The following is a 26188-nucleotide window of genomic DNA, read 5'->3' as shown; positions in this document are numbered from 1 at the left end:
CAACGATTGGAGGAGGAATGAATTCTCTATTTGATGAATTTCGAACAATTTGTTCTCATTTAAACCAAGTCGGAATCACTCCGACGCTCATGGGGTCTTTGGGGTTTGAATACCGATCAAATGAAGAATGGGGGCCGTCTGACATTGACATTCATGTGCCTGGTGACCCTAGAGGTTGGGAAGCACCCGATCATCTCAGAATTTATGAGTGGGACAAGATAATGAAAGTGATGAAACACTTAGGCTACGCCTTAATAGATATTCATGAGCATGAATTCAAAAAAGATGGTCTGAGTGTTGAGTTCGGAAGTATCGATTCTTTACCTGATTTTGCAGGAGTTTCGGAATCGGATATAGAGCTGATTCATCTCGAAAACATCACTTTTCGCGTTCCAAGTTTGGAACAGTTTTTAAGTATTTACAAGGCTTCTTCCCAAGATTCCTATCGAAATGATCACAATAACAATAAGGATTTTAAAAAAATAGAGTGGTTGCAAAGATATTTGTAAATCATTATTTGAAAAGTAGCAAGTTGTAAGACTGGCTGCTTTTTTATTTATAGAACCAAACCACTAGAATCTACGGACAAGCCTTGAAAATAAAATACGAAAGTAGTATACTAGAATCACAATTATGAAAACGTTTGCGTCGTAAATGCAACCAAGTAAATCAGGAGACAAATACAGTGGAATTAACAGCCATTTACCATAGACCTGAGTCGGAGTATGCCTATCTTTATAAGGATAAGAAACTCCATATTCGGATTCGAACTAAGAAAGGGGATATTGAGAGTATCACCTTGCATTATGGTGACCCTTTTATCTTTATGGAGGAGTTTTATCAGGATACAAAGAAAATGGCCAAGATAACTTCTGATGCCTTATTTGACCATTGGCAGGTTGAAGTGTCCGTTGACTTTGCACGTATCCAGTATCTCTTTGAACTCAAGGATACAGAAGGTCAAAGTATTTTGTATGGCGATAAAGGGTGTGTGGAAAATTCTCTAGAAAATCTTCATGCTATTGGAAATGGATTTAAGTTGCCTTATATACATGAGATTGATGCATGCAAGGTTCCTGACTGGGTTTCAAATACGGTATGGTATCAGATATTTCCTGAGAGATTTGCTAATGGAAATGCTCGATTAAACCCAGAAGGGACTTTAGACTGGGATTCATCTGTCACACCTAAGAGTGATGATTTCTTCGGTGGTGATTTACAGGGGATTATTGACCATCTGGATTACTTGCAAAACTTGGGCACTACTGGACTATATCTTTGTCCAATTTTTGAATCTACGAGCAATCATAAGTACAATACGACAGATTACTTGGAAATTGACCGTCATTTTGGAGACAAGGAGACTTTTCGGGAGCTGGTCGAGCAAGCTCATCAGCGTGGTATGAAAATCATGCTGGATGCTGTATTTAACCATATTGGTTCGCAATCGCCTCAATGGCAAGATGTTGTCAAAAATGGGGTGGGGTCTGCTTACAAAGATTGGTTCCATATACAACAATTCCCAGTGACGACTGATAAGCTAGCTAATAAGAGAGACTTACCCTATCATGCTTTTGGTTTCGAGGACTATATGCCTAAGCTAAATACAGCCAATCCAGAGGTCAAGGACTATCTTTTAAAGGTTGCGACTTATTGGATTGAAGAATTTGATATCGATGCTTGGCGTTTGGATGTGGCTAATGAGATTGACCATCAGTTCTGGAAGGATTTTCGCAAGGCAGTTTTAGCTAAAAAGCCTGATCTTTATATCCTAGGAGAAGTCTGGCATACGTCTCAGCCTTGGCTAAATGGAGATGAGTTCCACGCGGTCATGAATTATCCTTTATCCGATAGTATCAAGGACTATTTCTTACGAGGTTTTAAGAAGACAGACCAGTTCATCGATGAAATCAATGGTCAGTCTATGTATTACAAGCAACAGATTTCAGAGGTTATGTTTAATCTCTTGGATTCGCATGATACAGAACGAATCTTGTGGACGGCCAATGAGGATGTTCAACTGGTTAAATCAGCCCTAGCCTTTCTCTTTTTGCAAAAGGGAACACCCTGCATCTATTATGGAACCGAGCTATCCTTGACTGGAGGACCGGACCCAGATTGTCGTCGTTGTATGCCTTGGGAACGTATATCAAGTGACAATGATATGCTGAATTTCATGAAGAGGCTGATTAAGATTCGCAAACATGCGTCAGCGACCATTCAGCATGGTAAGTATAGCCTAAAAGAAATCAGACAAGATGTAGTAGCTCTGGAATGGACATACGAAGGCCGGGTCCTTAAAGCGATCTTTAACCAATCAAAAGATGATTATCTTTTAGAGAAAGAAGCAGTATCACTAGCAAGCAATTACCAAGAATTAGAAAATCAGCTTGTCATCTCTTCAAAAGGATTTGTGGTTTTTCATTAAAGAGCAATTATGAGCGACAGGAAAGTTATAGTATAGAGAAGATTTTACAAACAGACTATTTGTCGTCTTGCTACAATTGGTATATAATTTAACTTAGTGAAAATAGGAGGACTAATTGAATGGAATTAAAAGATTTTACAGAAAAAGAACAGGAAATGATTAAGAATGGGCTAACTACTTCTAAGATTAGTGACAAGGAAACTGCTAAAAAAATTCTTGCTCTAGTACCACAAGAATTGATTAAGCGAATCCCATTTTTCGTCAGAAAGCATGCTACGACACGTACTATTAAACGCATTTCAATTGAACACCCTGAACTCTACGCTGTAGCTCAAACAAGTGGTGAAATACCAGAAAAAGAACGCGAAGAATTGCGTCAAATTATCACGACTATCTTTGAACAAAAGATGAATAAGCATAGTATTAAGTAGAGAATGAAAAAATATTTTATTGGCGGTTTGGGAAGCAATGTCTATCATAGCAAGGATTTTTTTCAAGAACTAAATTCGCAGATTTATTTTCTAAATCCATATGAAAAGCATCTTCAAGATGAAACAGAGTTGAAATCATGGTTTAAAAATGAGATTGTAGAGGAAGAATCTATATGTCTGATAGGTCATTCTCTTGGAGGAGATTTGGCGCGTTATCTTGCATCGGAATTTTATGAAGTGACAAAACTGATTCTTTTGGATGGTGGTTATCTAGATTTAGATAAGATTTTACCTTTAGATACTGAGTTAGAGGAAGCTAAAAACTATATCGAATCTCAAGTCGTTTCGGACTTAGATGTTCTTATTTCTAAAGAAAAATCTGAAGCAAAGCATTGGTCAGAAAATATGGAGAAAGCTGTAAGACAGTCCTATCACTGGAATGCGAAGTATAATAGATATGAGTTGGCTATAAATTATGAAAATATAGAAGCGATTCTCCGACTACGGCGGAAAATACAAGCTTTCAAGAGAGAAGTGGGGGATACCTTGTTTATTAGTCCTCGCTATCCTAATGAAGCTAGATGGAGAGAGGAAGCCCTAAAAGAATTGCCAGACTGTTTTGATACTATTTTTTTAGAGAATTTTGGCCATGAACTTTATACTGAAGCACCTAAAGAAATCGCTAGTCTGATTAATGAGTGGCTCGCTTATTCTCACTAAGCTACTTGTATTGCTTGAAAAAAAGCATGTTTTTACCAAAACGAACTGCTTTATTCGTTTTGGTGAAATTTATACAATTAAATGGCTATCGTTTTTCTGTTACCATTAAATAAGCATAAGATTCGTTAAGATACATTTAAAAGAACTAGTGGACTAGTTTTTTTTATATCCGCTTTCACATTATACAGTTTATAAAAATCTATATAAAACATTATTTTTCCGAACAAAAATAGATATTTTTTCCAAAAAAGTACTTTACAGAGTGTTGGAAGTATGATATAGTAATAAAGCTTAGAAAATGAGATGATGTTTTCTAGCAAATATAAACCCGAGTAAAAAATGCCTACGGACAGGCAGGGTTGAATGCCGAAGCGTGGTTGAAAAGCCACATTATTGATAGGGTTAAAAGCCTACTTTTATAAGTTGATGTTAGGACACTTGTTCTAATTCATAAATTTTTAGTGTGGTGAAAGCACACGTCATCTTGTGAAACGATCAATAAAGTACGTAATATTTGCTACTAGAGAGTTAGGAAACATCAGGAACAGACATACTCAAAAGAAACAAACATAAAAACGTCAGAAGATTGCAGAGCAGGTGAAAACCTGCTCTTTTTTCATAAGTATCCTTTAGTTCCTTATTTATGGTGAGGTTCTAAAAATATGGAAAGGAGTATGTCTTGAAAGAGTTAGATCAAAACCAAGCCCCAATTTATGAGGCCTTGGTAAAGCTACGCAAGAAAAGGATTGTTCCCTTTGATGTGCCAGGTCACAAGCGTGGACGAGGAAATCCAGAATTGGTTGAACTGTTAGGGGAAAAATGTGTTGGCATTGATGTCAATTCGATGAAACCCTTGGATAATCTTGGTCACCCCATTTCGATTATCCGAGATGCGGAGGAATTGGCTGCGGATGCTTTTGGAGCTAGCCATGCCTTTCTCATGATTGGGGGAACAACTTCATCGGTGCAGACTATGATTCTTTCCACCTGCAAGGCTGGAGATAAGATTATTTTGCCACGTAATGTCCATAAATCTGCTATCAATGCGCTGGTTCTATGTGGTGCCATTCCCATCTATATCGAGATGAGTGTAGATCCTAAAATCGGCATCGCTTTAGGTCTTGAAAATGACCGTGTGGCCCAGGCCATTAAGCAGCATCCAGATGCCAAGGCCATTTTGATTAACAATCCTACTTACTATGGAATCTGTTCAGACCTAAAGGGTTTGACAGAAATGGCTCATGAAGCTGGTATGATGGTTTTAGTAGATGAAGCCCACGGAGCGCATTTGCATTTTACTGATAAACTTCCAATTTCTGCTATGGATGCAGGTGCTGATATGGCAGCAGTTTCCATGCATAAGTCTGGTGGGAGTTTGACACAAAGTTCGCTTCTTTTAATCGGGGAGCAGATGAATCCTGAATACGTTCGTCAGATCATCAACCTGACCCAGTCAACATCTGCCTCCTACTTGTTAATGTCTAGTTTGGATATTTCGCGTCGAAACTTAGCTCTTCGTGGGAAAGAGTCGTTTGAGAAAGTTATTGAGCTATCTGAGTACGCTCGTCGTGAAATCAATGCCATAGGTGGCTACTATGCTTACTCTAAAGAGTTAATAGACGGTGTTTCCGTTTGTGATTTTGATGTAACCAAGCTGTCAGTTTACACTCAGGGTATTGGCTTAGCAGGTATCGAGGTTTATGACCTCTTACGGGATGAATATGACATTCAGATCGAGTTTGGTGATATCGGCAATATATTAGCCTACATTTCCATTGGTGACCGCATCCAAGACATCGAGCGCTTGGTCGGTGCTTTGGCTGATATCAAGAGACTCTATTCACGAGATGGGAAGGACTTGATAGCTGGAGAATATATCCAGCCCGAGTTGGTCCTTTCTCCTCAGGAAGCCTTCTATTCAGAGAGAAAAAGTTTGTCTTTAGACGAATCTGTTGGACAAGTCTGTGGGGAATTTGTCATGTGCTATCCTCCAGGAATACCTATCTTGGCTCCTGGAGAACGCATTACACGAGAAATTGTCGATTATATCCAATTTGCCAAGGAACGTGGTTGTTCCCTCCAAGGGACGGAAGATCCAGAGGTCAATCACATCAACGTCATTAAGAGAAAGGAGAACTAGATGGATTTATGGTTTTCTGAAGTTCATACTCCAGATGTGAAATTGTCCCTGAGAACAGCCAAGCAACTCTACGCTGGAAAAAGTGAATGGCAAGATATCGAAGTCTTGGATACGCCAGCTTTTGGGAAAATACTAATTTTAAATGGGCATGTTTTATTCTCAGATGCGGATGACTTTGTCTACAACGAAATGACCGTCCATGTTCCCATGGCTGTGCACCCAAATCCAAAGAAAGTCTTGGTTATTGGGGGTGGTGACGGTGGTGTTGCTCAAGTATTAACACTTTATCCTGAACTGGAGCAAATCGATATTGTGGAACCAGATGAGATGTTGGTAGAGGTCTGTCGTGAGTATTTCCCAGACTTTGCTGCAGGGCTAGACGATCCTCGTGTTACCATTTACTACCAAAATGGGCTACGCTTTTTGCGAAACTGCGAAGATGACTATGATATTATCATCAACGATGCGACAGATCCATTTGGCCATACGGAAGGGCTCTTTACCAAGGAATTTTACGGTAACAGTTATAGAGCCTTGAAAGAAGACGGTATCATGATTTACCAGCATGGGAGTCCCTTCTTTGACGAGGATGAGTCAGCTTGCCGAAGCATGCACCGCAAGGTCAATCAAGCCTTTCCAATCAGTCGGGTCTATCAGGCCCATATCCCAACCAGTCCAGCTGGCTATTGGTTGTTTGGATTTGCATCGAAAAAATACCACCCTGTCAAAGATTTTGACAAGGAAGGCTGGAAAAAACGCCAGCTTTTCACAGAATACTACACTGCAAACTTACACGTAGGGGCCTTTATGTTGCCCAAGTATGTTGAGGACATTTTAGAAGAAGAGGAAGGAAAAAAATGAGTCGTTTACTAGTTATTGGATGCGGGGGCGTTGCCCAAGTTGCTATTTCAAAGATTTGCCAAGATAGCGAAACCTTTACAGAGATTATGATTGCTAGCCGTACTAAGTCAAAATGTGATGACTTGAAGGCTAAACTGGAAGGCAAAACAAGTACAAAGATTGAGACAGCTGCTCTTGATGCTGACAAGGTAGAAGAAGTGGTTGCCCTGATTGAAAGCTACAAACCAGAAGCTGTTTTGAACGTAGCTTTACCATATCAAGATTTAACAATTATGGACGCTTGTTTGGCAACAGGTGTTCACTATATCGATACAGCTAACTACGAAGCCGAGGATACGGAAGATCCTGAATGGCGTGCTATTTATGAGAAACGTTGCAAGGAACTTGGTTTTACAGCCTACTTTGACTACTCATGGCAATGGGCTTATCAGGAGAAATTCAAGGAAGCAGGCTTGACCGCTCTTCTTGGTTCAGGTTTTGACCCAGGTGTGACTAGTGTCTTTTCAGCCTATGCCCTCAAACACTATTTTGATGAAATCCATTATATCGACATTTTAGACTGTAATGGTGGTGACCACGGTTATCCGTTTGCAACAAACTTTAACCCAGAAATCAACCTCCGCGAGGTTTCTGCGCCAGGTTCTTACTGGGAGGATGGAAAATGGGTTGAAGTCGAAGCTATGTCTATCAAGCGTGAGTACGATTTCCCACAGGTTGGACAAAAAGACATGTATCTCCTTCACCACGAAGAAATCGAATCATTGGCCAAGAACATTCCAGGTGTCAAACGTATTCGTTTCTTTATGACTTTTGGTCAATCATACTTGACGCACATGAAATGTCTTGAAAATGTTGGATTCCTTCGTACGGATACTATTAATTTCAATGGTCAAGACATCGTTCCAATCCAATTTTTGAAAGCCTTGCTTCCAGATCCAGCCAGCCTTGGACCACGCACGGTTGGTAAAACCAATATCGGTTGTATCTTTACAGGTGTCAAAGACGGCGTTGAAAAGACCATCTATATCTACAATGTTTGTGACCATCAGGAATGTTACGCAGAAGTTGGTTCACAAGCAATTTCTTACACGACAGGCGTTCCAGCCATGATTGGGACAAAATTGGTTATGAACGGAACTTGGAAACAAGCTGGAGTGTATAATCTTGAAGAGTTAGATCCAGATCCATTCATGGAAGCTTTGAATGAGTATGGTTTACCTTGGGTTGTGGTTGAAAATCCACAAATGGTGGACTGATGAAGTTAGAACAAGTACCAACACCAGCTTACGTCATTGACTTGGCAAAGTTAGAAGCCAATTGCCGCATTCTACAATATGTTCAAGAAGAAGCTGGTTGCAAGGTTTTGCTTGCCCAGAAGGCCTATTCCCTCTACAAAACCTATCCCTTGATTAGCCAGTATCTATCTGGCACAACTGCAAGTGGTCTCTATGAAGCTAAGCTCGCTAGAGAAGAGTTCCCGGGGGAAGTTCATGTATTTGCACCAGCTTTCAAGGATGCTGACTTGGAGGAATTGCTTGAGATAACAGACCATATCGTCTTTAACTCAGAGAGACAGTTGCGTAAACATGGGGCTCGTTGTCGGGATGCTGGTATAAGTGTGGGTTTGCGACTTAACCCTCAGTGTTCAACTCAAGGAGATCACGCTCTCTATGATCCCTGCGCACCAGGTTCTCGTTTTGGAGTTACTCTAGACAAGATACCAAGTGATTTGCTGGATTTGGTTGACGGCCTTCATTTTCATACCCTTTGCGAGCAAGGAGCAGATGATTTAGAGACAACTTTGAAAGCTGTAGAAGCGCAGTTTGGTCCCTACTTACATCAAGTCAAATGGCTCAATATGGGGGGAGGACATCACATCACGAGAGAAGGTTACGATGTGGATTTACTGATTTCAGAAATCAAGCGTATCCGAGAAACTTACAATCTTGAAATCTATATCGAGCCGGGTGAAGCCATTGCGCTCAATGCGGGTTATCTAGCAACTGAGGTATTAGATATTGTAGAAAACGGTATGGAAATCTTAGTTTTAGATGCCTCTGCGACCTGCCATATGCCTGACGTACTTGAGATGCCCTATCGTCCACCTTTGAGAAATGGATTTGCTGCTCAGGAAAAACTCCATACCTATAGACTTTCTTCCAATACCTGTCTGACGGGTGATGTGATCGGCGATTATAGTTTTGAAAATCCAGTTCAAATCGGTGATAGACTTTATTTTGAAGACATGGCTATTTACTCATTTGTTAAAAATAATACCTTTAACGGTATTGGATTGCCAAGTCTCTATCTCATGGACGATCAGGGTGACTGTAGCTTAGTCAAAGCCTTCGGATATCAAGATTTTAAAGGGAGATTATCATGATGGACAGTCCAAAAAAATTAGGCTATCGCATGCCAGCAGAGTACGAACCCCATCATGGTACCCTCATGATATGGCCGACTCGACCAGGATCATGGCCTTTTCAAGGAAAAGCTGCTAAAGCAGCATTTAGCCAGATTATAAAAACCATATCAGAAGGGGAAAGAGTCTATCTTTTGGTGGACCAAGACTACTTAGCTGAAGCCCAAGACTACCTTGGAGATAGCGTTATTTATTTAGACATTCCCACCAATGATGCCTGGGCGCGTGATACAGGTCCGACTATTCTTGTCAATGATGAAGGCCAGAAATTAGCCGTGGATTGGTCTTTCAATGCTTGGGGTGGGGCTGTAGATGGTCTTTATCAAGATTATGAAGATGATGACCAAGTAGCCAGTCGTTTTGCTGAGGCCTTGGAAATGCCTGTTTACGATGCCAAACCTTTTGTCCTAGAAGGCGGAGCAATCCATAGCGATGGTCAAGGAACAATTCTCGTGACTGAAAGTTGCTTACTTAGTCCCGGTCGCAATCCTCATCTTAGTAAGGAAGAAATCGAAAATACCTTATTAGACAGCCTTGGAGCTGAAAAAGTTATTTGGCTTCCTTATGGTATTTATCAGGATGAAACCAATGAACACGTTGACAATGTTGCTGCCTTTGTTGGTCCTGCTGAGCTTGTTTTGGCTTGGACAGATAATCAAAACGATCCCCAGTATGCCATGTCAGCAGCTGATTTAGCGCTTTTAGAAAAGGAAACAGATGCAAAAGGTCGTGCCTTCACCATTCATAAATTGCCTATCCCTGCAGTTCGACAAATTGTGACAGAAGAGGATTTGACAGGCTACATCTATGAAGAAGGAGAAGAAGAGCGATACGCAGGTGAACGACTAGCAGCTTCCTACGTAAATTTTTATATCGTCAACAAGGCTGTCCTTGTTCCTCAGTTTGAGGATGTAAACGACCAAGTGGCCTTAGATATCCTCAGTAATTGTTTCCCAGATCGTGAAGTGGTAGGAATACCAGCCAGAGATATTCTATTAGGTGGTGGCAATATCCACTGTATCACCCAACAAATCCCAGAATAGGAGAAAAAGATGAGAAATGTAAGAGTTGCAGCCATTCAGATGCAATGCGCTAAGGATGTGGCAACAAATATCCAAACCGCAGAGCGTTTAGTACGTCAGGCTGAAGAACAAGGCGCACAAATTATTCTCTTGCCCGAGTTGTTTGAACGTCCCTATTTCTGTCAGGAACGCCAGTATGACTACTACCAGCATGCTCAGTCGGTGACAGACAATACAGCTATTCAGCATTTTAAAGTTCTTGCTAAAGAACTAAAGGTTGTTTTACCGATTAGTTTCTACGAAAAAGATGGCAACGTCTTGTATAACTCAATCGCCGTCATTGATGCTGATGGGGAAGTACTAGGCGTTTATCGAAAGACCCACATACCAGACGACCATTACTATCAAGAGAAATTTTACTTTACTCCTGGTAACACTGGTTTCAAGGTCTGGGATACTCGCTATGCTAAGATTGGCATCGGTATCTGTTGGGATCAATGGTTCCCTGAAACAGCCCGCTGTCTTGCATTGAATGGTGCTGAATTGCTCTTTTATCCTACAGCTATCGGTTCAGAACCTATCTTGGATACAGATAGTTGTGGTCATTGGCAACGTACCATGCAAGGACACGCAGCAGCAAATATTGTTCCAGTTATTGTAGCCAATCGTTATGGTTTGGAGGAAGTTACTCCTAGTGAGGAAAATGGTGAACAGAGTTCCAGTCTTGACTTCTACGGTTCCTCCTTTATGACAGATGAAACAGGCGCTATTCTAGAACGAGCTGAAAGACAAGAAGAAGCTGTTCTGTTAGCTACTTATGACCTAGACAAGGGAGCAAGTGAGCGCCTAAATTGGGGACTGTTTCGAGATAGAAGACCCGAAATGTATCAACGCATTACGGACTAGTAGGGGAGAAATGAGAGATTCACTCTGCTAGATTAACTTCTTATTTGCAACTATAAGTCACTTTGTTGCCTAGCAAGTGGATTTTATATTTTAACCCTCTAAGGCTTTCTCGTGCTTTTATGCGAGGAGCTTTTCTGTTTAAGCTTTATCAATAAAACATGCTATAATAGTTGCAGAAAGGTTGGTATTTATGGCTAGAATATTGGTTATTGAAGACAATAGTGACATTCAAGAGATTTTACGAACACTTCTTACTGAGGAGCATGAGGTGATTCAAGCCTTTTCTGGTACAGAAGGAATCATGCTTTTTGACCAAGGTGGGATTGACCTCGTTTTGCTAGATATCATGCTTCCTGGGAAAAATGGGGATCAGGTTTTAAAAGCCATCAGGGAACAAAGTCAAATCCCAGTCATTATGCTAACGGCTTTGAGCGATAAGAAGTTAATCAGTCAATACCTCTTAGACGGTGCCAATGATTACATAGTGAAACCTTTTGATTTGGACGAAGTCTTTGCCAGAGTTACTGTTCAACTACGTCAAAGCGTAGAAAAACAGCCTATAGAACTAGGAAAAACTGAAAATCTGCCACTAAACTTGAAAAATATCCAGTTTGATGCGGAAAGTTTTGAAATCAAAAATAGTCAGGAAACCATTCGCCTTGCCAAGAAAGAATGCTTGATTCTCCAAACTCTCCTCAAACATCCTAAGAAAATTTTCACCAAGGAAGAACTTTATGAATTGGTCTGGGAGGATAGCTATCTACCTGGAGATAATACCCTCAATACGCATTTGAGTAATCTTCGTAAAAAATTAAACCAACTTGACCCAACTCAAGAATATATTGAAACCATTTGGGGAGTTGGGGTAAGATTAAAAGGAGACAAGCAATGAGCTACATGATAATCTTTGTCCTACTGGTTCTCCTAATCATTTTATCGATTACATTGATTCGATATCATCTAGCTCTTGAAAGCCTGAGTCAACAGATTGAAGTCAAGATTCTTACAGGTAGTATGAAAAGAGTAGGAGTCAGTATTTTTTCCAAACATTTTTTACATCTCTACCAGCAGATTGAAAATCTATTTCAGGAAGTGGAACAATCTCGGTTAGTGATGAAAAGGGAAAAGCAGACTCTGGATATGGCCATCAGCAATATCGCCCATGATATTCGGACACCTCTGACTATCGCTTCAGGCTACACCCAACAATTGATAAAGTCTCCTGAAAACAAATCAGAAACCTTACAAAAAGTAGCCCAGCATCTTGATTTAGTTTCCAAACGTTTGGAGGCTCTCCTAGAATATCGTCGTTTGATGGAAGGAGCTGTCAAACCAAAACTTGAAGAAGTAGACCTTTCAGCTTTTATCACCAAAAAGACTCTGGCTTATTATGATGTTTTTCAGGCGGCAAATATCTCGCTTGATTTTAAGGTTGAAGCTGGTTTAAAAATGAGGACTGATGAAGACTTGCTGGATCGAATTTTACAAAATTTGCTCGGAAATGTCCTCAAACATGGCAAGGAAGAAGCGCGTCTATCTTTGCGAATGGAAAAGGAACAGCTTGTCTTAGAGATTGCAAACCTTGTCAAACAACCCATCAAAAAAATAGAAAATCTCAGCAACCGTTTTTATTCTGAAAATCTATCAGACACGGAAGAATCCTCTGGTTTAGGTCTTTATATCACTGAGGAATTATGTCATCTTCTCGGTGCAGAGATGAAACTAAGCACAGATGGGCAGTGGTTATCGGTTTTTATTTACTTTTAACGAAAAGAAACCTCCTCTGTAGGCTAGAGGAGGTCATTTTTTATAAACTTTTCTTTTTGAAAACTGCCAGTCCACTTAGATTAAAGATTACAATAACAGCTAAGGTAACTATAACTGTATAGAAAATGGATTCACTATTAGCAGTCATAGCATAGGAAAAATGCAAGGACAAATATGGTAAATATTTGATATTTGGAAAAATGATCATTGGCATAGAAAGGATGATAGAGCTAATCAGATAACCAATAAATACGGCAAGATAAGAATGAGTCAGGTAGAGAATAAAGGAAATAATCGAAAGCCAAGCGAGAAGGCAGAGAAATTGAAGGAAAATCATTGAGAGGAGATTAGTAACAAAACCATCAGGTATCGTACCAAGTCCGTTTAGTAGAGTTGAGGGAACAAAAGCAATCACAAGGCTGGCGATGAGTTGCAAGAGAGCGATGCTTGCTAGTACAAAGGATTTAGCGAAGAAAAACTCTGTACGAGAAACGCCAACTGTCAAACTATTTTTATAAAGCTTGCCGATTAGATCGACCCCAAGAACTAAACATGTTAGAATAATGCAGAGAAAAACAAGGTTTGAATCATTGCTAGACGCATTGATAAGAGCTTGAATACCGTCCCAACCATGGGTTGGAATTTCTGGTTCTTCTGTCTGGATTGCCATCAGATGGCCAGTAGCCCCGATAGTGGCACCCAGTAGCAAGAGGACAAAGAGAATGAATTCTGTAATCCAGAATCCTTTGGAGCGGAAAAGACGGTAAAAGTCTGCTTGAATGGTATGTATCATGATTTTCCTCCTATTGGACCAATTGAGTGAAGTATTCTTCTAGGTTTTGACGGGCATAGTAAATCTCGTCAATGGCAACATCTGCCAAGGTTAATTCCTTAAGAATCTGTTTGACATCTTGTTCATTTCCAAAGATATGGATTTCATTTTCAGGGTTCACTACCTTAAACTGGAGTTGGATTTGTTCTTTCAATACTTGACAAGCTTTCTCTTTATCAGATGTCTTAAGAACAATATAATCCTCACTTAGTGTTTCAAATTCAGCTTTGCTGATTTCACGGATAATCTTTCCTTGATCTAAAATACCAAAGCGATTAGCTACGAGGTAGAGTTCTGACAAGATATGGCTAGAGATGAGAATGGTGATCCCTTTTTCTTGATTTAGTCGTTGAATCATTAGTCGAAATTCTTTGATACCGATTGGGTCGAGACCGTTGATAGGTTCATCTAAGATCAGGAAGTCTGGTTTGGATAGGAGGGCAATGGCGATACCAAGTCTTTGTTTCATTCCTAGAGAGAAATCACGAAAGACTTTTTTACCTGTATCTGCCAAACCTACATAGTCCAGCGTTTCTCGAATGACTTGATCAGCATTTGGAATATGACGAATCATACAATAATAATTCAAATTTTGATAGGCTGTTAAGTGATTATGAGCTACAGGTGATTCGATAACAGAACCTACTCGAGTTAGAGCCTTGGTCCACTCATTTTCCGTTTGGCTAGAGAAGAGGGAAACAGTCCCTTTATCCGCAAACAGTAGTTGCGTAATGATTTTGATTAAGGTAGTCTTCCCAGCTCCGTTCTTTCCTATAAGTCCATAAATATCTCCCTCTCTTATCGTTAGATGAAGATCCTGAAGAATAGCTTGTTTGTCAAAGTTTTTGGACAATCCATGAATGTCGAGTACTGTTTTCATGATTCTCTCCTTTTGATTTATTTTGTTAACTTTAGTATAAAGCATAGAAATCAAAGAAAGCTCAAGGATTTCTAAAGAGTTTCTAAAGTTTTAGGAATTTTTAAATATCAAAACCCAGTTGATATGAACTGGGCTTCTTTACTATAAAATATATTTCTCAATGGCACGCGCGACGCCGTCTTCTTCGTTGCTGGCTGTAACGGCATCAGCTAGCGATTTGACATAATCGCTGGCATTTCCCATTGCAATCCCAAGCCCTGCAAACTGGAGCATTTCGATATCGTTATTGGCGTCGCCCATGGCCATGATCTCTGAGGAATCAATCTTCAGAATCTCTGCCAGTCGTGAAAGAGCAGTAGCCTTTGTCGTACCAAGTGGCATAGCTTCATAAATAACAGGCTGCGAACGAACTCCACTGAATCGTTGGCAAAGCTCCCCAGCAAAACGCTGCTCAAAATCGTCCGTTTGGCTCTCTGTTCCTAAAAACATACCTTGGAACATCCGGCACTTACCACTAGTCGCTTCCTCAAGAGAAATTTCAGTCAGGTCTGAAAAGACTAGTTTAGCATCATTTTGAACGATTTCATTAGGCTTGCCACCGAGGACAAAATAATGTTCCTCATCAAAAAGAGTCAACTGAACATCACTTTTTTCAGCTAGGTCATAGAGGTATTCAATGTCAGTTGGACTGAGTTCTTGCCAATCAACCAGACTCCAATCACTGGTCTGGTGAGTTGAGCAACCGTTGTTAACAATGACATATTCGTTCTGGAGGTCAAGCCCCAGTTTTTTGTAGTAGGGGAGGACACCGAAAAGGGGGCGCCCCGTACAGAGAACCAGTTTGACACCTTTTTCAATAGCTTGGTGAATAGCAGTAATGTGAGCTTGTGGGATTTCCTTGGCTTCATTGAGGAGTGTTCCGTCCATATCCAAGGCTAGTAGTTTAATCATAAGACTTCCTTCTTTATCTTTTGGTATTATTATAGCATATTTTGGAGAAAGGAGGAGTAATCTTCGGGCTAATCATGGTATAATAAAAGGTAATGAAAAATTCCAACGAGGCTGAGATGAAATTACTTTATACTGATATTCGGACTTCTTTGACTGAAATTCTAACCAGAGAGGCGGAAGAGCTAGTTGCTGCTGGCAAGCGGGTCTTCTACATAGCTCCCAACTCTCTTTCTTTTGAAAAGGAACGCGCCGTGCTGGAATGCTTGTCCCAGCAGGCTTCTTTTGCGATTACCGTCACGCGCTTTGCGCAGATGGCTCGTTACCTGATTTTGAATGACCTACCTGTCAAAACCAGTCTAGATGACATCGGTCTTGGTATGGCCTTTTACAGATGTCTTGCTGAACTTGATCCCAAAGACTTACGAGTATACGGCGCCATCAAGCAGGATCCTCAGTTTATCCAGCAGTTGATAGAGCTGTATCACGAGATGACGACTGCTCAGATGAGTTTTTTGGACTTGGAGAGTTTGACGGATGAGGACAAGCGAGCCGATTTACTCTTGATTTTTGAGAAGGTAACGGCCTATCTCAATCAAGGGCAGTTAGCTCAGGGAAGTCAGTTATCCCATTTGATTGAGGCTATTGAGAATAACAAAGTTAGTAGTGATTTTACTCAAATAGCCTTGGTTATTGATGGATTTACCCGTTTTTCTGCTGAGGAAGAGCGGATTGTGGACTTACTTCACGGCAAGGGTGTCGAGATTATCATTGGAGCCTATGCTAGCAAGAAAGCTTATACCAGTCCATTCGCTGAAGGCAATCTCTATCAAGCCAGTGTGGAATTTCTCCAACATCTAGCCTCTAAATACCAAACTCCTGCTCTGGATTGTTCTCAAACGCATGAGCAGATGGATAGCTTTGACAAGGCCTCTCGTTTGCTAGAGTCTTCTTATGACTTTTCAGAACTCACTTTGGATGTCGATGAGAAGGATCGTGAAAACTTACAAATCTGGTCTTGCTTGACGCAAAAGGAAGAGTTGGAGTTAGTAGCCCGCAGCATTCGTCAGAAATTACATGCCAATCCAAACCTGAGCTACAAGCATTTTCGTATTCTCTTGGGGGATGTGGCTTCTTATCAGTTATCTCTTAAAACCATTTTTGACCAGTACCAGATTCCTTTCTATCTTGGTAGAAGCGAATCCATGGCGCATCATCCCTTGACACAGTTTGTCGAGTCTATCTTGGCTTTAAAACGCTACCGTTTTCGTCAGGAGGATTTGATTAACCTTCTCAGAACAGGTTTGTACACCGACCTTAGTCAGGCTGATATTGATGCTTTTGAGCAATATATCCGCTATCTTGGTATCAATGGCTTGCCAGCCTTTCAGCAAGCCTTCACCAAATCCCACCACGGAAAATTTGATTTAGGACGTTTAAATGCTCTTCGTCTGCGTGTTTTAACACCTCTCGAGACTCTCTTTGCCAGTCGAAAACAGAAGGCTGAAAATCTCTTGCAAAAGTGGAATTCTTTTCTAAAAGAAGGAGCTGTGACCAAGCAGTTACAAGATTTGACAGCCACTATGGAAGCTGTAGAGCAGGAAAGACAAGCCGAAGTTTGGAAGGCTTTCTGTCATGTTTTAGAACAATTTGCGACTGTTTTTGCTGGTTCACAGGTTAGTCTGGAGGACTTCCTAGCTTTGCTCCATTCTGGAATTAGTTTGTCCCAATACCGCACCATTCCAGCAACAGTGGACACCGTTCCGGTGCAGAGTTACGATTTGATTGCCCCTCTGACAGCTGACTTTGTCTATGCCATTGGGCTGACTCAGGACAATTTACCAAAAATTGCGCAAAACACCAGTCTTTTGACAGACGAAGAAAGACAAAGTCTAAACCAAGCAACTGAGGAAGGGGCTCAATTGCTGATTGCCAGCAGTGAGAACCTCAAGAAAAATCGCTACACTATGCTTTCCTTGGTCAATTCTGCTCGTAAGCAGTTGGTCTTGTCAGCTCCAAGCCTTTTTAACGAAAGTGAAAGTAAGGAATCTGCCTATCTTCAAGAGCTGGTCCATTTTGGATTTAGTCGAAAAGAGAAGAGGATGAATCACAAAGGGCTGTCTAAGGAAGATATGGGGTCATATCACAGTCTTTTGTCCAGTCTGGTTGCCTATCACCAGCAGGGCGAGACGAGTGATACTGAGCAAGATTTGACCTTTGTTAAGGTTCTGGCGCGTGTCATGGGTAAAAAACTAGACCAAAAAGGCCTTGCAAATCCTGCCCTCCCAACAAGTCCAAGCAGTAAGCAGTTGGCCAAGGACACCTTACAAGCTCTCTACCCCTCTAACCAGGAGTTTTACCTTTCTACCTCTGGTTTGACGGAGTTTTATCGCAATGAATATAGTTATTTTCTTCGCTACGTGTTAGGTTTGCAGGAGGAATTGCGCCTGCGTCCAGATGCTCGTAGTCACGGAAATTTCTTGCACCGTATTTTTGAACGTACCTTGCAGTTGCCTAACGAAGATTCCTTTGACAGACGTTTAGAACAAGCTATCCAAGAAACCAGTCAAGAACGCGAATTTGAAGCCATTTATCAGGAAAGTTTGGAAGCCCAATTTACAAAGGAAGTTTTGCTTGATGTTGCACGGACAACTGGACACATTCTCCGCCACAATCCAGCCATCGAAACCATCAAAGAGGAAGCGAATTTCGGTGGGAAAGAGCAAGCCTTTATTCAATTGGACAATGGTCGCAGTGTCTTTGTACGAGGCAAGGTGGACCGAATTGACCGTTTGAAAGCTGATGGATCGATAGGAGTAGTAGACTACAAATCCAGCCTGACCCAGTTCCAGTTTCCTCATTTCTTTAATGGCCTCAATTCTCAGTTGCCAACTTATCTAGCTGCCTTAAAAAGAGAAGGGGAGCAGAACTTTTTCGGCGCTATGTACTTGGAAATGGCTGAACCTGTTCAATCTCTGATAGCCGTTAAAAGTCTGGCAGGTGCAGTAGTAGAAGCTAGCAAGTCAATGAAATACCAAGGGCTCTTTTTAGAAAAAGAAAGCAGTCATTTGGGCGAATTTTACAACAAAAACAAGGCTAATCAGCTGACAGATGAGGAATTCCAGCTTCTACTTGACTACAATGCCCAACTTTACAAGAAAGCAGCTGAGAAGATTTTAGAAGGTCAGTTCGCCATTAACCCTTATACTGAAAATGGTAGAAGCATTGCCCCATACATCCAGCAACACCAAGCTATCACAGGATTTGAAGCCAATTATCACTTGGGTCAAGCCCGTTTCCTAGAGAAGTTAGACCTGGCTGATGGCAAGCGTCTGGTCGGAGAAAAACTCAAGCAAGCTTGGTTTGAAAAAATAAGAGAGGAGTTGAATCAATGAAGCCTATTCCCTTTTTAACTGAGGAGGAAATTAAAAAATTGCAAGAAGTAGAAGCAAATTCGAGCAAGGAACAAAAGAAAACTGCCGAACAAATCGAAGCCATCTACACTTCTGGTCAAAATATCCTTGTCTCAGCGTCGGCTGGTTCTGGTAAGACCTTTGTCATGGCCGAGCGCATTCTGGATCAGTTAGCGCGTGGTGTCGAAATTTCTCAACTCTTTATCTCAACCTTTACCGTTAAGGCTGCCACAGAGCTTAAGGAACGTTTGGAGAAAAAAATCAGCCAACAAATCCAAGAAACGGATGATGTCGAACTCAAACAACACTTGGGTCGCCAGTTGGCAGACCTTCCCAACGCTGCCATCGGAACCATGGACTCTTTCACACAAAAATTCCTTTGTAAACATGGCTATCTGCTTGATATTGCGCCTAATTTCCGTATTTTACAAAACCAAAGCGAGCAACTTCTTCTAAAAAACGAAGTCTTTCATGAGGTATTTGAAGCCCATTACCAAGGCAAACAGAAAGAGAAGTTTAGTCATTTGCTAAAAAACTTTGCTGGACGTGGAAAAGATGAACGGGGGCTGCGCCAGCAAGTCTATAAAATCTATGACTTCCTTCAATCCACTAGCAATCCTCAGAAATGGTTAAGTGAATCTTTCCTCAAAGGCTTTGAGAAAACTGATTTTAGCAGTGAAAAAGAAAAACTGACCACACAAATCCAGCAAGCCCTTTGGAATTTGGAAAGCTTTTTCCGTTATCATCTGGATAATGATGCCAAGGAATTTGCAAAGGCTGCTTATTTAGAAAATGTTCAGTTAGTTCTGGATGAAATTGGCTCCTTAAATCAGGAGTCCGATAGTCAGGCTTATCAAGCAGTGCTTGCGCGTGTCGTCGCAATTTCGAAAGAGAAAAACGGTCGGGCCCTGACTAATGCCAGTCGTAAGGCTGATTTGAAGCCACTGGCCGATGCCTACAACGAAGAGAGAAAGACCCAGTTTGCTAAACTAGGACAACTGTCAGACCAGATAACCATTCTCGACTATCAAGAACGTTATCATGGAGATACATGGGAACTAGCTAAAACCTTCCAAGCCTTCATGAGTGATTTTGTAGAGGCCTATCGTCAGCGCAAACGCCAGGAAAATGCCTTTGAGTTCGCTGACATCAGCCACTATACCATTGAGATTTTAGAGAATTTCCCACAAGTTCGTCAGGTTTATCAGGACCGCTTCCATGAAGTCATGGTCGATGAGTATCAGGATACCAACCACATTCAAGAACGGATGCTGGAATTGCTGTCAAATGGTCACAATCGCTTTATGGTGGGAGATATCAAGCAATCTATCTATCGTTTCCGTCAGGCAGATCCGCAGATTTTTAATGAGAAATTCCAACGTTATGCGCAAAATCCCCAAGAAGGCAAGCTCATTCTCCTCAAGGAAAATTTCCGAAGTAGTTCAGAAGTGCTGTCAGCAACCAATGATGTCTTTGAACGTCTCATGGACCAAGAGGTCGGCGAAATCAACTATGATAACATGCACCAGCTTGTTTTTGCCAATACCAAGCCGACTCCTAATCCAGACAACAAGGCAGAATTTCTTCTCTACGACAAGGACGATACAGGTGAGGAAGACGAGAGTCAAACAGAAACGAAACTAACAGGCGAAATGCGCTTAGTTATCAAGGAAATCCTTAAACTCCATAAGGAACAAGGTGTTGCCTTTAAAGAAATCGCCCTTCTGACCTCCAGTCGCAGTCGTAATGACCAGATTCTTCTCGCCCTGTCTGAGTACGGGATTCCTGTTAAAACCGACGGAGAGCAAAACAATTATCTCCAATCCCTAGAAGTGCAAGTCATGCTAGACACTCTTCGTGTCATTCATAATCCCCTGCAAGACTATGCCTTGGTTGCCCTTATGAAGTCTCCAATGTTTGGCTTTGATGAGGACGAGTTAGCACGTTTATCTCTTCAGAAAGCGGAGGATAAAGTCCAAGAAAATCTCTATGAGAAACTGGTCAATGCACAAAAAATGGTAAGTAGCCAAAAAGTCTTGATTCACTCAGCTCTAGCTGAGAAACTAAAGCAATTCATGGATATCTTGGTTTCTTGGCGCCTGTATGCCAAAACCCACTCCCTATATGACTTGATTTGGAAGATTTATAACGACCGTTTTTATTATGATTATGTGGGGGCTTTACCAAATGGTCTTGCTAGACAGGCTAATCTCTATGCACTAGCTCTGCGTGCTGATCAATTTGAAAAGAGCAATTTCAAAGGCTTGTCGCGTTTTATTGGTATGATTAACCAAGTTTTAGAAGCTCAGCACGATTTGGCAAGCGTGGCTGTCGCACCGCCAAAAGATGCAGTAGAGCTCATTACCATCCACAAAAGTAAAGGACTGGAGTTTCCTTACGTCTTTATCCTCAATATGGATCAGGATTTCAACAAGCAAGACAGCATGTCAGAAGTCATTCTCAGCCGTCAGAATGGTCTTGGTGTCAAATATATTGCCAAAATGGAGACAGGAGCAGCGGAAAATCACTATCCTAAAACCATCAAACTCTCCATTCCTAGCCTGACCTATAGGCAGAATGAAGAGGAATTACAGCTGGCAAGCTACTCTGAGCAAATGCGTCTACTGTATGTTGCTATGACACGGGCTGAGAAAAAGCTTTATCTTGTCGGTAAGGGGTCTCGTGAAAAGCTGGAAGCCAAGGAATACCCAGTAGCTAAAAATGGAAAACTAAATAGCAACACTAGACTGCAAGCAAGGAATTTCCAAGATTGGATTTGGGCTATCAGCAAAGTGTTTGCCAAGGATCATCTCAACTTTAGCTATCGTTTTGTTGGTGAAGATCAGCTGACTAGAGAAGCTATCGGAGAGTTGGAAAACAAAAGTCCTCTCCAAGATAGCTCTCAAGCAGACAATCGCCAGTCAGAAACCATTAAGGAAGCTCTTGAAATGCTGAAAGAAGTAGAAGTTTATAATACTCTTCACCGCGCAGCCATTGAACTTCCTAGTGTTCAAACCCCAAGTCAAATCAAGAAATTCTACGAACCAGTTATGGATATGGAAGGTGTCGAGATTGCAGGTCAAGGCCAGTCAGTAGACAAGAAAATTAGCTTTGAGTTGCCAGATTTTTCAACCAAAGAAAAGGTAACAGGAGCTGAGATTGGTAGTGCTACCCACGAACTGATGCAGAGAATGGACCTCACTCAGCGACCAACGCTTGCTAGCCTGACAGAAACTCTCAAACAAGTTCAAACCAGTCCAGCTGTTAGAGACAAGATCAATCTTGCTAAAATTCTTGCATTCTTTGACACAGCACTCGGTCAGGAAATTCTCGCTAATACCAACCATCTTTATCGCGAGCAACCTTTCTCCATGCTCAAACGAGACCAAAAGAGTCAGGAAGACTTTGTTGTCCGTGGTATCCTTGATGGCTATCTACTTTACGAAGACAAAATTGTTCTGTTCGACTATAAGACAGATCGCTATGATAATCCAAGTCAACTCATAGACCGCTATCGTGGTCAGTTAGCCCTATACGGAGAGGCTTTATCACGAGCCTATTCGATTGAAAATATTGACAAATACTTGATTTTACTCGGTAAAGACGAGGTTCAAGTTGTAAAAGTATAATCTAGAAAGGAGACCTCATGACACTTCCAGTTAGAAAATCCCTGCATGATGCGGTTTTACAGGCTTCAAAAGCTGATACTTGGGAACAAGCTACTAAGGAATGGAATGAAGTTTCCTTGATTTTTAACGGCATCGGCCGTAGCAATTGTGTCTGTGGAAATGCTATCAAATACGCCTACGAACTCTTTAACGGTGTCACAGGTCAACGCCTCTTTCCGATTGGTAGCGATTGTGTTCGGCATTTTCATCGATTGACCCTTGACCAGCAACTAGAAGAGGAAGAAAAATTACTCAGAAAGGTTGAAAATCTGACCAGAAAAGCCCAGAAAAAGGAAAAAATCAAGGTCAATAAGAGTGATTTTGACGAGCGACTTCTAAAGTGGCTCTGGGAAAAAGGTGTTTTCAAGCCTAATCGTGGTAATCAATTCACACCTGAGAGAGACTACCAGCTATTTCTAGAAGTCTTTCAAGGAGGAAGTTGGACCAAGGCTGAGCCAAAGAAAAAGGCTCGCATGGAGGAAGTCCTAGAAAAATGTATTAAACCTCTTTTACTAGGAAAACCAGATGACCAACTCTACCTTGTCAAGCTAGGCAAGGAGAAAATCGACTACGAACAAGAACTCCGTATCCAAGCAGAGAAAGAGCGCAAGAAGAGGGATAAAATCGCCAAGCAATATGCAGACAATCTGGTCCTAGCCATGGGACCAGCAGAGCGTGCTTATCAGGATTACTTTGGCTTTACAGAAACCCTGACTCAAGAAGAAAGAAAATGGGAGAAAATTCTTTTTGGAAAAAATCGAACAGAACGGGCCATCAAGGCCAAACAATATCAAAAAGAGCTGGAAAAAGACCAACGAATTGCGAGTCAGGATCCAGTTGAAAGAAAACAGAAGCAGACTTGGCTCCTCAATTCCTATTTTCGTGACCTTCCTGAAGAAAAATCCCGATTTGCTCGACTCTTATTAGAATATCGAAAAAGTGGAGAAGTTCCCTTTTCAACCCAATACCTGTCAGATCATCTCATCAACTTTTTCTATAAAATGAAAGCTTTTGAGTTTGAAATCTCACCAGAACAAGTCCGAGACTTCTTAAAAGAAAGCCTTCAGACAGAACATCTATCCTCAGCACAAGAAAGCTGGATAGATGGAATTCTTCTCAACTGCATCAAACCATTTTTAGAACGATTATTGATATAAGTAACACCTGCCGTGGAAATGCCATGGTAGGTGTTAGTTTTAATAGTCAGTGTCATTATTATTCTCAACAGATTTATTCGAAAACAAAACACGCTTATTTATATATGCTTTATTATACTGGATAACTTTTAAAATATTATGAGAGACTTAATTATAAGTAGCTTATTTTAATGTTTCGTAGTATAATAACATCAGGAAAACAAACTGTATAAACCAATATTTATAGGTTATTCTAAATACTTATATATAAATGCAGGAATTATTTATTACAGTAACTAAAACTCTATTATATAAGGAAATATTACATGATTGATATCCACTCTCACATTGTTTTTGGTGTAGATGATGGACCAAGCACAATTGAAGAAAGCCTAGCTCTTCTGAAAGAAGCTTTTTCACAGGGAGTTCGTACAATTGTATCCACTTCACATCGTCGTAAAAATATGTTTGAAACTCCAGAAGATACAATTATGACCAACTTTAAAGAGGTTCAAGCACTTGCTAAGAAAGAACTGCCTGACTTAACTCTTTTATATGGAGCTGAAATATACTTCACCCAAGATGCTCTTGACAAATTGGAAAGCAAGCAGATTCCTACTCTGAACGATACACAATATGCTTTGATTGAATTCAGCCCGACCACCCCCTATTGGGAAATCCGCAATGCAGTAAATAAAGTTTTATTGTTAGGTATTAGACCTGTCATTGCCCATATTGAACGCTATGCTGAACTAGAAAAAAATGAAAAAAGAGTTAAAGAGCTGATAGATATGGGATGTTATACTCAAATAAATAGTTCAAGTGTTCTTAAGCCTAAAATGTTTGGGGATAAGTATCGCTTACTCAAAAAAAGAGCTCAGTATTTTCTATCCTATAATCTAGTTCACTGTGTGGCTAGCGATATGCATAATCTAAGCTCAAGACCACCATATATGAAGCAAGCATTTGACGCAATTAGTCATCAGTATGGAAAGGAAAGAGCAGAAGAATTATTTTTAGTAAATCCTCAGTTGATTATATCGAACAAAAATATTTAGCAACATTTAATTTAGGTATATTTCCTGTATTTTAATCACGTAAGCTTGAAAATCTTATTTTTTTATGTTATATTGAACTGTATGATTTAATTCTTGGTAAATATACATATTTTTATTAGTTCTAGCTTTTTATACTCAGGACTATATATATATATATATATATGCATCAACGTAGTGAGTGGCGCACGCATATATATGTGTGCGCCTTAGTTTTTTCTAGGAGAATGATGCTTATGTATAGGAGAATTAAGAGAATTATAGGTCTTCTAATTTCTATACCCTCATTACTATTAATTATCCCGATTTGTTTAATAGCATGTATCTTTATTGTAATCGAATCAAGTGGTAATCCTATTTATATACAAGAACGAATTGGTTTAAATGGACAAAGTTTTTCAATTTATAAACTCCGATCCATGTATCAAGATGCTGAAAAGAATGGTCATAAATGGGCGAGCAAAAATGATACACGCATTACAAAAGTTGGACGTTTTATTCGTAAAACACGAATTGATGAATTACCACAAATCATTAATGTAATTAAAGGTGAGATGTCCATTATTGGACCACGACCAGAACGACCAGAGTTTATCAATGAATTTTTGAAAGATATCCCTAATTTTAATGAACGTTTAGCTGTCCGTCCAGGAATCACAGGATGGGCTCAAGTAAATGGTGGTTATGAATTAACTCCTAAAGATAAATTAGTCTACGATCTATTCTATATCAATCACGAAAGTATCAAGTTAGATTTTCTTATACTATTAAAAACAATTAAAGTGATGGTTACCGGGAACGGATCTAGGTAGTTCTAAGAAAGCAAAAATAAATAAAAGGAAACAAACAATAATATGACTATTTTTAATAAAAATATTAATAGAGTTTTTTCTTTGATAAAAAGCAAACTACTATTTTTACTTCTATTTACTATAGTAGGGACGACAGCAGTTGGTCTATATACTGTTTTTATCATTTCTCCTATATACAGTGTATCCTCTAAGCTCATAATGAAGAACACTTCAAGCCAAACAAATGGGCAAAATAATGATGCGCAAACGATTGAAGCTATAAACCTCTTTCAAAGACAAGCTAAGACTTATTTAGAGATAGCAGATCTCCCCCCAGTAAAAGATGAAACCAATAAAGCATTAGGTTTGTCACCTGATGACATCGCTAAAATCAAATCGGTTAAATTAACAAATGACTCAGGTTCACAGTTGGTCACAATAACAGTGAGAGGACTAGATCGAAATTTAGCAGAACGTTATATTAAAGAGTATGTGTCTCAGTACAAGAAATTTACAGCAGATAGATTAGGGCGCGACAACTTGTCAGTTGTTACAGAAGCACTGGGAAGTGATTCTCCAGTTTATCCCGTTCTATGGAAGAATCTTCTTGTATCTATTCTAGTATTTTCTTTTGTAGGATTTAATGTTATTTTCATCAAATATGTATTGAGTGATTCGATTGATTCTTACGAAGACTTGGAAGAGTTAGTGGGAACACCTGTTCTCGGGATGATTCCGACTATAGAGAGAAAGAGAAGAGGTGAGTGA

At 40.3% G+C, this 26188-nt stretch carries 21 protein-coding genes and 1 pseudogene; 19 read left to right on the top strand and 3 right to left on the bottom strand.

What is annotated here, in order from left to right; translation table 11 throughout:
* Positions 1-17 precede the first annotated feature (17 nt).
* The 13 genes and pseudogenes from ACLNCV_RS05805 to ACLNCV_RS05745 all read left to right on the top strand — a co-directional run bounded on the left by ACLNCV_RS05805 (position 18) and on the right by ACLNCV_RS05745 (position 12697).
* Positions 18-509, top strand: a complete 492-nt coding sequence (locus tag ACLNCV_RS05805; protein WP_004254407.1) for a hypothetical protein — start codon at positions 18-20, stop codon at positions 507-509.
* A 176-nt stretch (positions 510-685) separates the two neighbouring features.
* Complete coding sequence (locus ACLNCV_RS05800) at positions 686-2428, top strand: glycoside hydrolase family 13 protein (protein WP_424844972.1); 1743 nt, start codon at positions 686-688, stop codon at positions 2426-2428.
* 119 nt (positions 2429-2547) lie between these two features.
* On the top strand, positions 2548-2859 hold the full coding sequence (locus tag ACLNCV_RS05795) for a hypothetical protein (protein ID WP_125393774.1): 312 nt from the start codon (positions 2548-2550) through the stop codon (positions 2857-2859).
* Between the two features lie 3 nt (positions 2860-2862).
* Positions 2863-3579, top strand: a complete 717-nt coding sequence (locus tag ACLNCV_RS05790; protein WP_424844971.1) for an alpha/beta hydrolase — start codon at positions 2863-2865, stop codon at positions 3577-3579.
* A 32-nt stretch (positions 3580-3611) separates the two neighbouring features.
* Positions 3612-3689 (top strand): annotated as a pseudogene (locus tag ACLNCV_RS05785) (type II toxin-antitoxin system death-on-curing family toxin); the annotation flags it as partial.
* A 569-nt stretch (positions 3690-4258) separates the two neighbouring features.
* Entirely contained in the window at positions 4259-5719 is a 1461-nt protein-coding gene (locus tag ACLNCV_RS05780; protein WP_261049643.1) for an aminotransferase class I/II-fold pyridoxal phosphate-dependent enzyme, read from the top strand.
* A complete protein-coding gene (speE, locus tag ACLNCV_RS05775) occupies positions 5720-6580 on the top strand; it encodes a polyamine aminopropyltransferase (RefSeq protein WP_000366713.1) in 861 nt (286 codons plus the stop codon).
* A complete protein-coding gene (locus ACLNCV_RS05770) occupies positions 6577-7836 on the top strand; it encodes a saccharopine dehydrogenase family protein (RefSeq protein WP_424844970.1) in 1260 nt (419 codons plus the stop codon). Before speE ends, ACLNCV_RS05770 begins: the two co-directional genes overlap by 4 nt.
* Positions 7836-8963 (top strand): carboxynorspermidine decarboxylase, encoded by a 1128-nt coding sequence (gene nspC / locus ACLNCV_RS05765; RefSeq protein ID WP_125443663.1) that lies wholly within the window; start codon positions 7836-7838, stop codon positions 8961-8963. The genes ACLNCV_RS05770 and nspC overlap by 1 nt, the downstream gene beginning before the upstream one ends.
* A complete protein-coding gene (aguA, locus tag ACLNCV_RS05760) occupies positions 8960-10045 on the top strand; it encodes an agmatine deiminase (RefSeq protein ID WP_424844969.1) in 1086 nt (361 codons plus the stop codon). Before nspC ends, aguA begins: the two co-directional genes overlap by 4 nt.
* Positions 10046-10054: 9 nt before the next feature.
* Positions 10055-10930, top strand: coding sequence for an N-carbamoylputrescine amidase (gene aguB, locus ACLNCV_RS05755; RefSeq protein ID WP_424844968.1), 876 nt, complete (start codon positions 10055-10057; stop codon positions 10928-10930).
* A gap of 190 nt (positions 10931-11120) precedes the next feature.
* Complete coding sequence (locus ACLNCV_RS05750) at positions 11121-11822, top strand: response regulator transcription factor (protein WP_424844967.1); 702 nt, start codon at positions 11121-11123, stop codon at positions 11820-11822.
* On the top strand, positions 11819-12697 hold the full coding sequence (locus tag ACLNCV_RS05745; RefSeq protein ID WP_424844966.1) for a sensor histidine kinase: 879 nt from the start codon (positions 11819-11821) through the stop codon (positions 12695-12697). Before ACLNCV_RS05750 ends, ACLNCV_RS05745 begins: the two co-directional genes overlap by 4 nt.
* A 40-nt stretch (positions 12698-12737) precedes the next feature.
* On the opposite strand, the gene ACLNCV_RS05740 is transcribed toward ACLNCV_RS05745, so the two are convergent.
* From ACLNCV_RS05740 to ACLNCV_RS05730, 3 genes are all read right to left on the bottom strand, one after another.
* Positions 12738-13490 (bottom strand): ABC transporter permease, encoded by a 753-nt coding sequence (locus ACLNCV_RS05740; RefSeq protein WP_424844965.1) that lies wholly within the window; start codon positions 13488-13490, stop codon positions 12738-12740.
* A gap of 10 nt (positions 13491-13500) precedes the next feature.
* A complete protein-coding gene (locus ACLNCV_RS05735; protein WP_424844964.1) occupies positions 13501-14409 on the bottom strand; it encodes an ABC transporter ATP-binding protein in 909 nt (302 codons plus the stop codon).
* Between the two features lie 141 nt (positions 14410-14550).
* Positions 14551-15360: an HAD family hydrolase gene (locus ACLNCV_RS05730; RefSeq protein ID WP_424844963.1), complete on the bottom strand. Its 810-nt coding sequence runs from the start codon at positions 15358-15360 to the stop codon at positions 14551-14553.
* A gap of 116 nt (positions 15361-15476) precedes the next feature.
* Between ACLNCV_RS05730 and rexB the strand changes: the two genes are divergently transcribed.
* From rexB to ACLNCV_RS05700, 6 genes are all read left to right on the top strand, one after another.
* Positions 15477-18752, top strand: coding sequence for an ATP-dependent nuclease subunit B (gene rexB / locus ACLNCV_RS05725; RefSeq protein WP_424844962.1), 3276 nt, complete (start codon positions 15477-15479; stop codon positions 18750-18752).
* Positions 18749-22399: a helicase-exonuclease AddAB subunit AddA gene (gene addA, locus ACLNCV_RS05720; protein WP_084926352.1), complete on the top strand. Its 3651-nt coding sequence runs from the start codon at positions 18749-18751 to the stop codon at positions 22397-22399. Before rexB ends, addA begins: the two co-directional genes overlap by 4 nt.
* Before the next feature lie 17 nt (positions 22400-22416).
* Complete coding sequence (locus ACLNCV_RS05715) at positions 22417-23595, top strand: hypothetical protein (protein ID WP_084926353.1); 1179 nt, start codon at positions 22417-22419, stop codon at positions 23593-23595.
* A gap of 305 nt (positions 23596-23900) precedes the next feature.
* Positions 23901-24632: a capsular polysaccharide biosynthesis protein Cps4B gene (cps4B, locus tag ACLNCV_RS05710; protein WP_060628350.1), complete on the top strand. Its 732-nt coding sequence runs from the start codon at positions 23901-23903 to the stop codon at positions 24630-24632.
* A gap of 233 nt (positions 24633-24865) precedes the next feature.
* A complete protein-coding gene (locus tag ACLNCV_RS05705; protein WP_052691054.1) occupies positions 24866-25441 on the top strand; it encodes a sugar transferase in 576 nt (191 codons plus the stop codon).
* Positions 25442-25483: 42 nt separating this feature from the next.
* Positions 25484-26188 (top strand): YveK family protein, encoded by a 705-nt coding sequence (locus tag ACLNCV_RS05700; protein WP_084926354.1) that lies wholly within the window; start codon positions 25484-25486, stop codon positions 26186-26188.

It is taken from the genome of Streptococcus sp. CL5.50 (assembly GCF_049738015.1).
In the GTDB taxonomy this organism is placed as follows: Bacteria; Bacillota; Bacilli; order Lactobacillales; family Streptococcaceae; genus Streptococcus; species Streptococcus mitis_CA.
This window is presented reverse-complemented; position numbering and strand designations above follow the sequence as displayed.

Bases quoted from the DNA above. Each gene is read 5' to 3' on its own strand.
- ACLNCV_RS05750 (WP_424844967.1), top strand. From the start codon at position 11,121: ATGGCTAGAATATTGGTTATTGAAGACAATAGTGACATTCAAGAGATT.
- ACLNCV_RS05805 (WP_004254407.1), top strand. From the start codon at position 18: ATGAATTCTCTATTTGATGAATTTCGAACAATTTGTTCTCATTTAAAC.
- ACLNCV_RS05770 (WP_424844970.1), top strand. From the start codon at position 6,577: ATGAGTCGTTTACTAGTTATTGGATGCGGGGGCGTTGCCCAAGTTGCT.
- ACLNCV_RS05790 (WP_424844971.1), top strand. From the start codon at position 2,863: ATGAAAAAATATTTTATTGGCGGTTTGGGAAGCAATGTCTATCATAGC.
- ACLNCV_RS05700 (WP_084926354.1), top strand. From the start codon at position 25,484: ATGACTATTTTTAATAAAAATATTAATAGAGTTTTTTCTTTGATAAAA.
- addA (WP_084926352.1), top strand. From the start codon at position 18,749: ATGAAGCCTATTCCCTTTTTAACTGAGGAGGAAATTAAAAAATTGCAA.
- aguA (WP_424844969.1), top strand. From the start codon at position 8,960: ATGATGGACAGTCCAAAAAAATTAGGCTATCGCATGCCAGCAGAGTAC.
- cps4B (WP_060628350.1), top strand. From the start codon at position 23,901: ATGATTGATATCCACTCTCACATTGTTTTTGGTGTAGATGATGGACCA.
- ACLNCV_RS05730 (WP_424844963.1), bottom strand. From the start codon at position 15,360: ATGATTAAACTACTAGCCTTGGATATGGACGGAACACTCCTCAATGAA.
- ACLNCV_RS05795 (WP_125393774.1), top strand. From the start codon at position 2,548: ATGGAATTAAAAGATTTTACAGAAAAAGAACAGGAAATGATTAAGAAT.
- nspC (WP_125443663.1), top strand. From the start codon at position 7,836: ATGAAGTTAGAACAAGTACCAACACCAGCTTACGTCATTGACTTGGCA.
- ACLNCV_RS05705 (WP_052691054.1), top strand. From the start codon at position 24,866: ATGTATAGGAGAATTAAGAGAATTATAGGTCTTCTAATTTCTATACCC.
- ACLNCV_RS05745 (WP_424844966.1), top strand. From the start codon at position 11,819: ATGAGCTACATGATAATCTTTGTCCTACTGGTTCTCCTAATCATTTTA.
- ACLNCV_RS05740 (WP_424844965.1), bottom strand. From the start codon at position 13,490: ATGATACATACCATTCAAGCAGACTTTTACCGTCTTTTCCGCTCCAAA.
- aguB (WP_424844968.1), top strand. From the start codon at position 10,055: ATGAGAAATGTAAGAGTTGCAGCCATTCAGATGCAATGCGCTAAGGAT.
- rexB (WP_424844962.1), top strand. From the start codon at position 15,477: ATGAAATTACTTTATACTGATATTCGGACTTCTTTGACTGAAATTCTA.
- ACLNCV_RS05715 (WP_084926353.1), top strand. From the start codon at position 22,417: ATGACACTTCCAGTTAGAAAATCCCTGCATGATGCGGTTTTACAGGCT.
- speE (WP_000366713.1), top strand. From the start codon at position 5,720: ATGGATTTATGGTTTTCTGAAGTTCATACTCCAGATGTGAAATTGTCC.
- ACLNCV_RS05735 (WP_424844964.1), bottom strand. From the start codon at position 14,409: ATGAAAACAGTACTCGACATTCATGGATTGTCCAAAAACTTTGACAAA.